The 13,423-nt window shown below is 46.5% G+C and carries 12 protein-coding genes; 7 read left to right on the forward strand and 5 right to left on the reverse strand.

The window, feature by feature from the left end:
- Positions 1-7 precede the first annotated feature (7 nt).
- The 4 genes from HUX74_RS18390 to HUX74_RS18405 form a co-directional block, all read right to left on the reverse strand.
- Positions 8-1,240, reverse strand: coding sequence for a serpin family protein (locus HUX74_RS18390; protein WP_174647201.1), 1,233 nt, complete (start codon positions 1,238-1,240; stop codon positions 8-10).
- Positions 1,241-1,517: 277 nt separating this feature from the next.
- Positions 1,518-2,975 (reverse strand): rRNA cytosine-C5-methyltransferase, encoded by a 1,458-nt coding sequence (locus HUX74_RS18395; protein WP_131225387.1) that lies wholly within the window; start codon positions 2,973-2,975, stop codon positions 1,518-1,520.
- A gap of 90 nt (positions 2,976-3,065) precedes the next feature.
- Positions 3,066-5,489 (reverse strand): TonB-dependent receptor, encoded by a 2,424-nt coding sequence (locus tag HUX74_RS18400; RefSeq protein ID WP_174647202.1) that lies wholly within the window; start codon positions 5,487-5,489, stop codon positions 3,066-3,068.
- A gap of 64 nt (positions 5,490-5,553) precedes the next feature.
- A complete protein-coding gene (locus HUX74_RS18405) occupies positions 5,554-5,895 on the reverse strand; it encodes a hypothetical protein (protein WP_117991071.1) in 342 nt (113 codons plus the stop codon).
- Between the two features lie 254 nt (positions 5,896-6,149).
- Here HUX74_RS18405 and HUX74_RS18410 point away from each other — a divergent pair, with 254 nt between their 5' ends.
- The 6 genes from HUX74_RS18410 to HUX74_RS18435 all read left to right on the forward strand — a co-directional run bounded on the left by HUX74_RS18410 (position 6,150) and on the right by HUX74_RS18435 (position 10,432).
- Positions 6,150-6,776, forward strand: coding sequence for a DUF6249 domain-containing protein (locus HUX74_RS18410; protein ID WP_117600042.1), 627 nt, complete (start codon positions 6,150-6,152; stop codon positions 6,774-6,776).
- A complete protein-coding gene (locus tag HUX74_RS18415; protein ID WP_117964120.1) occupies positions 6,773-7,318 on the forward strand; it encodes an RNA polymerase sigma factor in 546 nt (181 codons plus the stop codon). Before HUX74_RS18410 ends, HUX74_RS18415 begins: the two co-directional genes overlap by 4 nt.
- Positions 7,305-7,631: a DUF5056 domain-containing protein gene (locus tag HUX74_RS18420; protein WP_131225389.1), complete on the forward strand. Its 327-nt coding sequence runs from the start codon at positions 7,305-7,307 to the stop codon at positions 7,629-7,631. The genes HUX74_RS18415 and HUX74_RS18420 overlap by 14 nt, the downstream gene beginning before the upstream one ends.
- Positions 7,632-7,846: 215 nt before the next feature.
- A complete protein-coding gene (cls, locus tag HUX74_RS18425; protein WP_255425205.1) occupies positions 7,847-9,028 on the forward strand; it encodes a cardiolipin synthase in 1,182 nt (393 codons plus the stop codon).
- A 75-nt stretch (positions 9,029-9,103) separates the two neighbouring features.
- A complete protein-coding gene (locus tag HUX74_RS18430) occupies positions 9,104-9,898 on the forward strand; it encodes a thymidylate synthase (protein ID WP_138345777.1) in 795 nt (264 codons plus the stop codon).
- 45 nt (positions 9,899-9,943) lie between these two features.
- Positions 9,944-10,432 carry a dihydrofolate reductase gene (locus tag HUX74_RS18435; RefSeq protein WP_117964116.1) on the forward strand — a complete coding sequence of 163 codons (489 nt, stop codon included), beginning with the start codon at positions 9,944-9,946 and terminating at the stop codon, positions 10,430-10,432.
- A gap of 2 nt (positions 10,433-10,434) precedes the next feature.
- Here HUX74_RS18435 and HUX74_RS18440 read toward each other — a convergent pair whose 3' ends face one another.
- Positions 10,435-10,911, reverse strand: coding sequence for an Lrp/AsnC family transcriptional regulator (locus tag HUX74_RS18440; RefSeq protein ID WP_005827104.1), 477 nt, complete (start codon positions 10,909-10,911; stop codon positions 10,435-10,437).
- A 341-nt stretch (positions 10,912-11,252) separates the two neighbouring features.
- Between HUX74_RS18440 and HUX74_RS18445 the strand changes: the two genes are divergently transcribed.
- Positions 11,253-13,115 carry a tyrosine-type recombinase/integrase gene (locus tag HUX74_RS18445; protein ID WP_174647203.1) on the forward strand — a complete coding sequence of 621 codons (1,863 nt, stop codon included), beginning with the start codon at positions 11,253-11,255 and terminating at the stop codon, positions 13,113-13,115.
- The last annotated feature ends 308 nt before the right edge of the window (positions 13,116-13,423 follow it).

A 13,423-nucleotide genomic window follows, 5' to 3' on the forward strand; every position in this document is an offset into this window, starting at 1 on the left:
ATTGTAGTTATAGTTTTGTGACTTTACCCATAAACAGAATAACCCCCGTACTCTTCTCCTTTATCAGGAAGATGAAAGGACGGTCCACATAGAACGGAATTACCGTACTTGGTCCGGGAACGGCCAGGTCCATTCCTCCGACAGTTACAGCCGCAGCTTCCGTCCCCTCTTCATTCACATTCACATAAGTGAACTGTTGCAGCAAACTGATAAACAAATCCTCATCCGCCATTCCGGAAAAATCGGCCAATGGAGTAAAAGCCTCCTGCATTCCCATTGCCATCATATCGTCAATGAGTTCTTTATCATATTCCATTTCAAACCGGGGTAACTTAAGGTTCAAGGCAGAGCTTGATAAACTACTGTTCCATTCCCCCCAACGCTCGTCATTCAGCTTCGGCAGGCACTCATCCAACGATTTTCCCTCTGCCGGCAAGAACACCACCATACTGAAAGCCTCATTGCCGTAAGGCAACTCTGCCATTGAGAAATACTCATTCTCGGCATAGTTGAATCTCTCGTCACGAAGATTCATCATGTGTACAGTCGATTTGCTTCCGTCAGCATTCGTAAAAGCCTCTTCTGCCGTATCCGATTTTTTGAATTGATTCTTCCAAATCCCCTTGAAATAAAGCGCATTCAACAGATAAAGACGCGCCGTCTCCGGAATCTCATTCAAGACTTTGGGGATGCAATTATTCGTTTTCCCGGCACACCAGCCGTTTATAATGTCCGGAGCCTTGGGAGAGGCAAAATCCAGCTCCTGCACTTGCGCGTCATACATCTTTTTGTTTACGCTTACAAAGTCGTCATGAACACCGAACCCTTTCTTTATCCAGATGGAATTGGCAATTCCCAACTGTGTGGTATTGTCCAAATCGAGCAACGCCTCCACCAGCTTCTTATTATAGTTGTTCATTTCTTCCAACGAATAGCCCGAAAAGCCCAGGACATCTGTCATCTCAGATAGTGTGTTTCCCAACGCTCCATTGGCAATCATAGACAGACAGAGCGAAGCGCTCAAAGGAGAGATGAACAGATTGGGCTTTTCCACCTCAGTTTTACAAACCTGATTAAAGAAACGGAAAGCGAAATCCGTTCCTAAATCCGTCATCTCCTGCTCGGCACGGGTCAAGGCAATGTCTTTGCGGGGCTTGGGTTGTGGTGAAGAGTTGTCGTCACTCTGGCAGGCTGCAAGGATACAAAGTAGGCTTAAGGCAGTAATCGTTTTTTTAAGCATAAGCAAATAGTATTAGTTTTAAAACAGTTATCTATATATAGAAAATGCTTGAACAAACAAAATACTGCATTGAAGAAACAATAAAAAATAGTACATTCCTACTCTATTATTATACTGCAAAGTTCTGCATATTTTTTGCAGTCGCACTGCATATGTGTTGCAGCACCACTGCATATGTGTTGCAGTCGCGCTGCATATATATTTGCAGTGTCACTGCAACAGCTCTGCAGTGCTACTGCAAAATATATACAGCAGCTTTGCAGTAACGTGATTGATTTCACCCGGTTATTGTTGCCAATTCCAGCACCCCTTCCGGCAAATATCCGCTGCGTATGCGCCATTCCTGGGGATAAAGATTATTGGCACGGTTACCTATATTCTTGACAAATCCTAGAGGTATCTGTTTGTAGGTGAGCAAGACAATGCCGCGCGGAGCAGTCTCCGAAAGGACAACAGCCTCCTTGCGCAGATAACTGATGGCCTGCTCGCGGCCTATCTCTTCATGGGCAAAGGCATCCGGATTCAGTGCTATACTCATGGCGAGCCCATGAACAGGCATCCAGTCTTTTCCTTTCAACTCGGCAACATCTACCCCAGCCTGCACGATACGGAGTGACGAACGCAAAGCCGACAGTTCGGAGAGATACGCTTTAGGGAAAGCGCTGACGTTGTTGCCATTGACGATAAATTCGTAATTATCCGGAACCGCAAACCACTCATGCAGTGCCGAAAGCTGTTCTTTGGAAACACCCGGAGTTTTCGCTCCTTTTCCTTGGGGTTTTCTTCCTTTTTCCCGGGATTTCACCTGCCCGGCCCAGGTATTCCCATCGCTCACGCCTGGTTTGCGGAGAACTGCCAAAAAGAATCCTTCCCCCTTCGTCCGATGGGGCAGGAAACGATAGGCGGGAAAGTCCTCTCCCGACAATAGATTACCCGTAATATTCCAGTCAGTAGAAATTTCCAATGGCAATACCTCCGCCCCGAATTCATCCCGTATCCAACGGATGTTCTCTTCGTTTTCCTTTGTATTATAGGTACAAGTACTGTAGATGAGAATGCCTCCGGGCTTCAAGCAAGGCCAGATATCCGTAACGATGCGACGCTGGCGCTGCCAGCAGATTTCCACATTCTCCCCACTCCACTCACTTACCGCAACGGGGTCTTTACGGAACATCCCCTCGCCAGAGCAGGGGACATCCGTCAATATGACGTCGAAGAAGTCCGTCAAGGAAGAAAAATCCGCCGGGTCATTATTAGTGACCACCACACCGGAATGCCCCCACTTCGTAAGATTCTCCGCCAATACCTGCGAGCGGTTGCGGATTACCTCATTGGCCACCAGCAGACTGCCTGCGGGCAACACGCTACGGGCATGCGTGGATTTCCCGCCGGGAGCCGCACAGAGGTCAAGCATCACCACCGGTCCTTCGCCCACATACCGCCTCAAAGCCTGCTCCACAAACATGGACGAAGCCTCCTGCACATAGTAGCAGCCTGCATGAAACAGCGGGTCGAAAGTGAATGTCAGCCGCTTGTCCAGATAGTATCCGGCAGCAGACCAGGGAACATGCTCCAAAGAGGAACGAAAAAGACTGAATGAAGATTCCGGTAATTTATCTTCATTCAGTCGGATACTGACCGGCTGCTCCCCTTCCAGGGCGGCAGCCAGCTTTTCATATTCTTCCACACCCAAGAGGGCGCGTGTATAATCGGTGAAAGATGAGGGTAGCTTCATGCTTTGAACTGTTTTATGGCAGCAAAGATAGTGCAAAATACGTTTCACCAATCTACGGGGCTAAACAAAAAGCACGGTTCAATACTCTTTTTAAAAACTGAGTTTCACCCCTGCAAAATAGGAACGCGGTGCACCCGGTCCGTAGATATAACCGGAATCGCGGCTCGCTCCTTTATCAAAATCTTTCTGATAAGAATTGAATATATTCTGTACACCGGCATTGAGCTGCAAACAGAACCCTTGAAAATCAAAGTCGTAAGCTATCTTTGTTCCAAGTTCAAAGAAGTCCGGACTCTTTACCAATACATCCGCCTCACCGTTCACCTCCGAAAGCAAATGGGGAACGTACATCCGCCCGGTATAATTGCCGTTCAAAGCTATTGAGAAGGCTTTAACCGGCATATAGGTAGCTGTAAAGTAGCCGTAGACGTCGGGAGTACGCAGTATCTTGTCACTGTAACGTTCTTTCTCCGACAAGTGCTCCTCATCCGCACTCCATTCTTCGGGAGAGTCATAGATACTTCGTTGAAGTGTCAACCCTGCCTGCAACTGAACCTTATCCTTATAGGCAACCTTTCCTTCCAATGTGCCGCCATACACTTTAGCTCCCGAACCATTGATGCGGGTCTGTATCAGATAAGCACTACCGTCCGGGTCTTTCACCGGAGGCGTCAGGACAAACGGGTCGGAAAGTTTCGTGTAGAAGCCTTCCACCAATAGGTTTGCCTGGAAATCTCCGAAGTAATGATACCAGTCTACCGAAGCATTGAAGCTGCGCGAACGCTCTTCCTTCAATCCTTTGGCGCGGACAATGGAAACCAATTCTCCACCCACATTACTGATATGCAGATCTTCATCAAACGCTTGTGGAGCACGGAATCCCTCAGCATAACTGAAACGGATATTCACATCCTGAGTAGGATTATAACGGATATTGGCACGGGGACTGAAAACAGCCTTGTCCATGATGCTGTTTTTATCCACGCGCCCGCCAATCAGGAAACTCCACTGTTCGTTCTTCCACTCATTCTGGGCATAGGCGCTTGCTATATTCACCATTTGGTTCAACGGGGCGGGGGTATATTTCTCAATCAGTTGTTGCAAGCGGTCACCCGTTGCCGTAGGATCTTCGGCCAAAGCAGCATCACGATACTTCTGTACGTCCGTTGCCTTGTCATGCAGATTGTCGTGATTGAACTCAATGCCTCCGGTCAAATCGGCAGGCATAAACAGGCACTTGTCAAAATGATAAATATACTGGGCACCCAGCACACCGGTAAAGTCCGTAGTCATTCCATAAGCGCTATAATAACTATTGCGCACGATGTGCTGAGCCGAAGCATAGGTACTGAACGTATGTTTCTGGTTTTTGGAGAAAGCCGTAAACTTGAGCCCACCCGTGTTGATGGAATGTTTCAGCTGTTCCACCAGTCCGGGCGCCCCGGTACCGTTCAATCCGGCATCCTCGGCTATATGAGGGGGAAGGCTGAAGCCACTTCCACCACGGCGGAATTCCTCCATATGATGGTATTCAAGGCTCAGCTTGGAATAGGCACTTGTCCGGTAGTAAGCATTCAGACCGACAGTCTGGTTCTTCAGCTTCGGTAATTCGGAGAAACCGTCTCCATTGGAGTCCCATGCCGAACGATGCCTGCTCTGGCCATACACATAAGCCCCCATCTTACTGTCCGAAGAAACCAAGGAAAGATTCAGGGTCGTGTTGTTGTCGAACGAGCCGGAACCGTCGAAATTGGAAATGGTATGCGAGAAAGAACCGGAATTGCGAATCGGTTCCTTCGTAATGATATTCACCGTCCCGGCAATGGCTGAAGAACCGAACAAGGCTGAACCACCTCCACGCACCACTTCCACACGCTCTATCATGTTGGCGGGAATCTGTTCCAACCCATACACACCGGCCAGAGAGGAAAAGATGGGACGTGAGTCTATCAATATTTGGGTATATTTCCCATCCAGCCCGTTGATGCGCACTTGTGAATAACCGCAATTCTGGCAATCGGTCTCCACCCGCACACCTGGCTGAAAGGCCAGTCCTTGCGACAAAGTATGCGAATTTGTCTGCTCAAACAGTTTAGGAGTAACCACTTTGACCAAAGTGGGTGCCAAACGCCGGGCAGTCTCGTTGCGGTTGGCTGTAACTACCACCCCGTCCAGTGCCACCATGTCTTCTTCCAACTCAAAGTTCTCTTCCAAGGTCTTACCACGTTTCAGAACGACTTTGCGCTCCTGCGACTTATAACCTACGGCACTGACGGACAACGTGAACTCACCTTCAGGCAGATTCTTTAGGAAATAGTGACCGGTGGCATCGGTCATGGTCCCGATGGTGGTGCCTTTCAGCGAAACTGTCATATAAGGCAAATGTTCCCTTGTACTTTTTTCTATTACATGACCGACAATATTGGCATCGGTACTCTTCAAATCTTCGGCATAAACGGTTGATGAGAGTAACAGACATATTGCTCCCACCACAAAAAATATATATTTTTTCATGTACTTCTAAAATAATATGTTAATCAATGAGGTTGACGCAATCCCACAACGGAATTGCCTTAATCTATCGGATTTGAAAAAAAGAAGGGGGAGCACGCAGGCAAATACCGCCACGAAGCTTTACACACTTGATGCATTCCGTGGCAAGAATGCTCAGTACACACAACAAAACAAGGAAAACCGTCGCGGCAACCGGAAGCAACGGAAGGGAAGAGGAGACGAAAGAGGCAAGATAGAAAATGGTTTCTAACTGCACCTCTGTATGCTCATGCTGTCCCTTGAATGGATGGGAATGCACAATGATAACACCATTCACCACATGCGAGTGGGTAAACAGCGTAATTCCTCCCAGATAGGCAATGAACAGCAGAGGGAGGAAACACTTCATTATATTCCTCAACTTCATCAAGACTTCCCAATAAAAACAGATGTGCGAAGATAACAGTATTTACAATAAGAAACAACCCGGTTTGTATATTTACCTCTATTTACAGTCGCAAATACCTACTTCTTGTTATTCCAGGAAAAAGACAATAAGACATTTTCCGGAAAAATATCGTCTTATTTCCGGTTTTCTAAAAAAAATATCTTCTCTTTGCAACTTTATAAAGGTGACGATACGTCTAACCAACAAAGAAACAAATTAAAAAACCATAGATTATGAAACGTATCATTTTAGGATTAATGCTCGCCATGATGTTCTGCACACTGGTGCAAGGCGCAAACAGAACCGTAACAGAGAACGACGGTCAGGGGAACAAGAAAAGAGTCATCGAATTGAGGGACACTGTCATCAATGGAGAAACCGTAACAGACACACTCAGCATCATGACTTATGAAAACGGTACCGGCAGTAGCGATGCTCCGGAAAAATGGAGAACCCACCACAACAGCAGTATGGACTGGAACGGGTTCGACCTCGGAAGCAAGACTTCGGAGACCGTGATTGCCGTAACAGCCATCGTCTTTGTATTCGGACTGCCGCTACTCATCATATTCGTAGTATTCTTCTTCCGCTATAAAAACCGGAAGGCCAAGTACCGCCTGGCAGAACAAGCTCTGGCCAGCGGACAGCAACTGCCTGAAAACTTCTTCAAAGAAGCCGCAGCAACAGACATCCGTAGCAAAGGCATCAACAACATATTCGTCGGCATCGGCCTGTTCATCTTCCTTTGGGCCATTACCGGAGAATTCGGTCTCGGATGTATCGGCTTACTCGTCATGTTCACCGGCTTCGGACAATTGGTGATTTTCTACAGCCAACAGAAGAAGAACGAAGAAAAATGAGTCAACTCAATGACATATCGTTAGTCGCACAGGTCGTGGTATTTCAAAACACCAAGGCCTTCGACCGGTTGGTGAAGAAGTACCAGTCGTCCGTACGGCGGTTCTTCCTGCACCAGACCTGCGGCGACAGCGAGTTGAGTGACGACTTGGCACAAGATACGTTTATCAAAGCCTATACAAACATCGCTTCGTTCAAGAATCTATCCAATTTCTCGACCTGGCTCTACCGTATTGCCTATAATGTTTTTTATGACTATATTCGCAGCCGGAAGGAAACAGACGGTTTGGATACGTACCAAGTGGATGCTCAATGCAGCACACTGCAGCAGGACGTGGGGCAGCACATAGACATTTACCGTGCCCTCGCCACACTGAAGGAAATGGAACGCACCTGCATCACGCTCTTCTACATGGAAGACCAAAGCATCGAAAAGATTGCAGGTATCACCGGATGTCCGGCGGGAACGGTAAAAAGCCACCTCTCGCGGGCGAAAGATAAAATGGCTTCCTACTTAAAACAAAATGGTTATGATGGAAAATAATGATAAACTCCTGACTTCATTCTTTGCCGAACACCGGCAGGAAATAGCCGATAACAGATTCAGCCGCCGCGTACTGCGACACTTGCCCGACCGTAGCCACCACTTGGCACAAATATGGGCAGCATTCTGCTTCACATTGTGCCTCGTACTATTCGTTGCCCTTGACGGAGTGCAGCTGATACTAGACACCTTGCGCGAGACCTTTGATTCTGCCATCCGGAGCGGAGCGTCAGAGCTTGATCCCAAGTCGTTAATCATTGCCGGAGTAGTATTGCTCTATTTCGGTTACCGAAAGATTGTATCCATGGCATAAATACATATCCGTGCCCGGAGAAAGAGGACATGCACTACTCCAACAAAGTCTTGGCTCTTATCTTATCCAATAAGGTAAGGGCTAATTTTTTTTTTAAACGGACAGACATATATCAACAAGAAATTGTATCTTTGCCCACTCAGAAAACTAAATAAGAGGAGAAAGTTTTGAGAAAGATTCTATTCATCACATTATTCGTTTTTTCTATTGGGAATATCGAAGCGCAAACAACAAGCGATTCCATCGTCATGAATTACTTGAAGGAAATGGGCGCTCCCGTTACTTACAACAATGAAGTGAAATTACTGATGACCGGTCATGACAAGTTCGTCGACCTCTTCGAGAATATCCGCCATGCCCGGCATCATATCCATCTGGAATATTTCAATTTCCGCAACGACTCCATAGCCAATGCCTTGTTCAGCCTTCTGGCAGAGAAGGTCAAGGAAGGGGTTGAAGTCCGCGCCATGTTCGATGCCTTCGGTAACTGGTCCAACAACCAACCATTGAAGGAACACCATCTGAAATCCATCCATGCCCAAGGCATCGAAATCGTCAAGTTCGACCCTATCACTTTTCCCTGGGTAAACCACGCCATACACCGCGACCATCGGAAAATAGTAGTAATTGACGGAAAGATAGGTTATACCGGTGGCATGAACATCGCCGACTACTACATCAACGGATTGCCTAAAATCGGTAAATGGCACGATATGCACATACATCTTGAAGGAGATGCCGTGCGCTATCTGCAAGGCATCTTCCTGACCATGTGGAACCGGGAGACGGGACAACACGTTGGAGGTCCCGCCTATTTTCCGGACACTCCGCAACTGCCCGACAGTATTGCCGAAGAAATAGCCATCGTAGACCGCACGCCACGCGAAACACCACGCTCCATCAGCCATGCCTATGCAGCTTCCATACAAGCCGCACAGAAGAATATCCGAATCGTGAATCCCTATTTCGTTCCGACCAAATCAATCCGCAAGGCAATCAAGAACGCACTGAAAAAAGGTACTGAAGTGGAAATCATGATACCTGCCGTGTCAGACATAGCCTTTACACCGGATGCCTCATTCTATATAGCACATAAGCTGATGAAGAAAGGAGCCAAGATATACCTCTTCAACGGCGGCTTCCACCATTCCAAGATAATGATGGTAGACAGCACTTTTTGCACAGTAGGTACCGCCAATCTCAACAGCCGCAGCCTGCGCTACGACTACGAGACAAACGCTTTCATCTTCGACCCCAAGACCACCAATGAACTGAATGCCATGTTCGAACGAGACATGCAAAACAGTACGCTGCTCACTCCTGAAGTCTGGAAAAAGCGTTCCGGATGGAAGAAATTCGTAGGCTGGGTGGGAAACTTGATGACCCCCTTCCTCTAAGTTTTTAATTTTTAATTATTAATCTTTAATTAATTCCCCTACCTTTGCGTTCGGATAAAAACAGAGCATTACATCATGAAACAATATTTAGACCTGCTGAACCGCGTACTGACCGAAGGCGTAGAGAAAAGCGACCGTACGGGTACCGGCACCATCAGCGTATTCGGCCACCAAATGCGTTTCAACATGGATGAAGGCTTCCCCTGCCTTACTACCAAGAAGCTGCATCTTAAATCAATCATATACGAACTGCTATGGTTCCTCCGGGGAGACACCAATGTGAAATATCTCCAGAACAACGGTGTACGTATCTGGAACGAATGGGCGAACGAAAACGGCGACCTAGGACATATCTACGGGTATCAATGGCGCTCCTGGCCGAACTATAAAGGCGGATCCATCGACCAGATCAGCGAAGCTGTAGAAACCATCAAGCACAATCCCGACTCACGCCGGATTATAGTCAGCGCATGGAATGTAGGCGATTTGGACAACATGAACCTCCCTCCCTGCCACGCTTTCTTCCAGTTCTATGTCGCCAACGGACGACTGAGTCTGCAACTGTACCAGCGTAGTGCGGACATTTTTTTAGGAGTGCCCTTCAACATCGCTTCCTATGCCCTGCTCCTGCAGATGATGGCACAAGTCACCGGACTGAAAGCCGGGGATTTCATCCATACCTTAGGAGACGCCCATATCTATCTGAACCATTTGGAGCAGGTAAAGCTCCAACTATCTCGTGAACCGCGGGATTTGCCGCAGATGAGAATCAATCCTGATGTGAAAAGCATCTTCGACTTCAAGTTCGAGGATTTCGAGCTGATCAACTATAACCCGCATCCGCATATTGCAGGGAAAGTGTCAGTATAAATCCTATAATAAAAAGATAGAAAGAGAAAAGAATTTTACACACATATGATTAGTATTATCGCCGCAGTAGATAGAAAGAGAGGTATCGGTTATCAGAACCGATTGCTATTTTGGCTTCCCAATGATTTAAAGCGTTTCAAAGCCCTCACCACGGGAAATACCATCATCATGGGCCGAAAGACCTTTGAATCTCTCCCCAAAGGCGCGCTTCCCAACCGCCGCAACGTTGTTCTGTCCACTCAAAAAGATTTGCTCTGTCCCGGTGCAGAAGTTTTTCCCTCACTGGAAGAAGCACTGAACAGTTGCCAACCCAACGAACACGTCTATATCATCGGCGGTGCAAGTGTTTATCGCCAGGCATTCCCCTTTGCGGATGCCCTCTGCCTGACCGAAGTGGATGCAGAAGCCACTCAGGTGGACGCCTACTTTCCCGAAGTCGCTCCGACTGTATGGCAAGAAAAAAGCAGGGAGTCTCACCCCGCAGATGAGAAGCATCCCTGCCCTTATGCATTCGTCGATTATATCCGTCGGTAGAATCAATCTTCCTCTTCTTCTACCGTTATAGGCATCTGCCGCTTGATGGCTTCGTGAAAAGAAATCAAGGTTTCCGTACGCGCCAGTCCCAGCGGCTGCAACTTATCATGTATGATGCTCAGCAAATGATGGTTGTTGCGGGCATAAAGCTTTATGAACATATCATACTTGCCCGTTGTAAAATGGCATTCCACAATCTCGGGAATAGCTTCCAATGCTCTCGTTACAGCATCGAAGGAAGCAGGATCCTTTAGGTAGATACCGATATAGGCGCATGTTTCATATCCTATCTTCTCCGGATCAATCACATATTCAGAACCTTTCAATATACCTAAGTTTGTCAGCTTTTGAATGCGCTGATGAATGGCTGCTCCCGATACATTACAAGCTCTAGCCACTTCAAGGAAAGGAATGCGTGCATTATCGGCTATAAGTTTTAAAATCTGTTCGTCTAAAGTATCCAACTGATGATGTCCCATTTCAAATTCTAATGATTAATAAATTACTATATCTCCCGCATATCTATACGGCAACATGCAAAGTTAGCTATTTTTTCGCCAATAAAAATACGGTTTATAACTTTTCTTACAAAAAAAAGAATAATACCGCATATCAGGCATTTCAAAGCGTATACGCAAATTCCATCTCGCACGACTGGAAAATTGCAGATGAGCTTTAAAGATATTATCCTTCTGTCTGATAGCCTAACTTTATTTCAATATGTTGTGTAAGGGGTTGTAATACAAGGATACTTTCTAAAATATTCCATTGATAACCAAATGTGATAACCGATTTTAATAACGTTTGGTGATAACAAGGAATGAGCGAACAGTTATTTCTGGATTTCAGTCTGAATTTCAATTTACGGCAGACGAGGAGGAATGTGCCGACCATTATTTACGCTCTGTTTACCTTTCAAGGGAGACGGTGCAAGGTCAATATCGGCGCGAAGGTTTATCCGGCACAATGGAACAAGCGGAGGCAGATAGCCACCATCAGCAACGGGCAGACAAGGTTGGATAACCGCAATAATGAGATAGTCAATAAAAGAATAAGGGCCGTACTTGCCGCCTTTGAAGAGAAGAAGAGCTATCTTTGCGAGAACTTGGAGAGAATGGACTTCCTTCTTGAAGAACTGAGGCAGGCCATCAATCCTAACCTTAAAACCCGTCATGCAGCCATGAAAGAGAACAACGAATTATCCGCAACGCTTATATTAAGTCGGATGGCAGAGAGCAACATCGCTTCGGAGATCATTAAAAAAATTTATCTGGTATATGTTTCGGCTTTCAAGGAATATCTGGAAGCCAAAGGCATAAGCGACAGATTATCCGCCATAAATAGGGACGTGCTGGAAGACTACCAGCAATATTTGCAGGAAAGTCAGCCTGCTGCGACAGTCAAGACCCTTCTGAACAAGGTCAAGGGCATTGTAACGCTGATTAACCATTCCAACAAGGACAAGACTGTAAGGTCGAACATAAACACCAACGGCATAGCATACCTGGAAGACAACCGGAGCAGGGAGCAGAGGAAGAGCAAGCAGGTTCCGTTGACGGAAAGCCAGCTGTTAGCCATATACAACTACACGGACTTGAACGCCAAGGAAAGGGAAACCAGGGACTTGTTCATCTGCCAGTGCCTGCTGGGGCAACGCATATCGGATTTGCCCAAAATTCTTAAGGGTGACTACCGGATAACGAAGCTGGAGGACGGCAACGAGGTGATTTCATTCATGGCCCAGAAGACTTCGCAGGAAGCCACATTGTATCTCTTTCCGGTAGTAAAGGAAATTTTAGATCGGTATAGGCAGACTGGCTTTGAGCACATAGACCTGCTTGCGGAGGACAAGAAGGTAATCGCCAGGAATGAAGTCAAACTGAACAAGACCATAAAAGAGGTGTGCAGGAAAGCCGGGCTGGACAAAGATATAGACTATGTCGAACAGATAGGCAGTAAGAGAATCGCACGGAGAAAGAAGCTGTTCGAGCTAATTCATACCCACACGGCGCGGCATACCTTCATCACTCTGATGTGCCGTTATGGTGTGCCTAAAGAGGATGTCATAGTGGCAACCGCGCATACGGACATCAAAATGATAGACGAGGTTTATCTGCACGAGACCGTAAATGACAAGGGAACGAGGTACGTCAATTCCATGAAGAGAATCAAGGGTAGTGCATTCTTCAAGGTCGAAGGGGCAGACAATACGGCAGATACAGTTGTAGACAAGGAAAGGACGGCCAGGCAACCGATTTCAACTGCGGGCAACATAACCTTTGAAACCTTGCTGGACACCCAGTTTCTTGCATCCCGAATCAATGAAGCCAGTGACATGGCAGAACGGATGGGGTATGTAAAGGACGGCAAACTGTATGACTACAATGACGAGATAAACGGCATTGTAAAAGAAGTGGAGGCTTTCATGCAGTCTCCTGCCCCCGGCTTTGAGGTAGCTTGTAAATATGTGGAGCGGTTGTCTGTCGGTAATCTATCCAATTTGAGAGATGAGCTGAAATTGCTAATAGTCAGATGTATGAGGATAGAAGCGAATACAGAAACCGTCATGCAGATTATTGACAAGGCTTTCAGAATGGGTATTCTGGATAATGACAGCCTTAATGACATGAAAGAGATTGTATCTGCAATATTGAAGGTTAAAGAGAAGGAAAGCGGAAAGTAATTCTGGAATGAAATGCTATCCTCCGGACAGATGTGGCTGTAAGGAGAGTTCAGACATGATAGAAAGCCATTAACTGACGTTAACTGATTATCCGGATACAAGGAGAGTTCGAGCATGATAATATTTCATTAACTGACGTTAACTGATTATCCGGCTGTAAGGTCCGTACATGATAAAACTCATTAACTGACGTTAACTGATTGTCCGGACTTGTGCTCCAATCCGGACTAAATCAAGTGATTACAAATAAAAGACCGTAAATTCTTGGAATTTATCAGTAGAATGGTTTACCTTTGCAGCAGTTAAAT

It is taken from the genome of Bacteroides sp. Marseille-P8574, from assembly GCF_902825465.1.
GTDB classification, from domain to species: domain Bacteria; phylum Bacteroidota; class Bacteroidia; order Bacteroidales; family Bacteroidaceae; genus Bacteroides; species Bacteroides uniformis.

Coding starts and splice junctions, on each gene's coding strand:
- HUX74_RS18390 (WP_174647201.1), bottom strand. CDS start 1,240: ATGCTTAAAAAAACGATTACTGCCTTAAGCCTACTTTGTATCCTTGCA.
- HUX74_RS18395 (WP_131225387.1), bottom strand. CDS start 2,975: ATGAAGCTACCCTCATCTTTCACCGATTATACACGCGCCCTCTTGGGT.
- HUX74_RS18445 (WP_174647203.1), top strand. CDS start 11,253: ATGAGCGAACAGTTATTTCTGGATTTCAGTCTGAATTTCAATTTACGG.
- HUX74_RS18400 (WP_174647202.1), bottom strand. CDS start 5,489: ATGAAAAAATATATATTTTTTGTGGTGGGAGCAATATGTCTGTTACTC.
- HUX74_RS18440 (WP_005827104.1), bottom strand. CDS start 10,911: ATGGGACATCATCAGTTGGATACTTTAGACGAACAGATTTTAAAACTT.
- HUX74_RS18435 (WP_117964116.1), top strand. CDS start 9,944: ATGATTAGTATTATCGCCGCAGTAGATAGAAAGAGAGGTATCGGTTAT.
- HUX74_RS18415 (WP_117964120.1), top strand. CDS start 6,773: ATGAGTCAACTCAATGACATATCGTTAGTCGCACAGGTCGTGGTATTT.
- HUX74_RS18430 (WP_138345777.1), top strand. CDS start 9,104: ATGAAACAATATTTAGACCTGCTGAACCGCGTACTGACCGAAGGCGTA.
- HUX74_RS18420 (WP_131225389.1), top strand. CDS start 7,305: ATGATGGAAAATAATGATAAACTCCTGACTTCATTCTTTGCCGAACAC.
- HUX74_RS18410 (WP_117600042.1), top strand. CDS start 6,150: ATGAAACGTATCATTTTAGGATTAATGCTCGCCATGATGTTCTGCACA.
- HUX74_RS18405 (WP_117991071.1), bottom strand. CDS start 5,895: ATGAAGTTGAGGAATATAATGAAGTGTTTCCTCCCTCTGCTGTTCATT.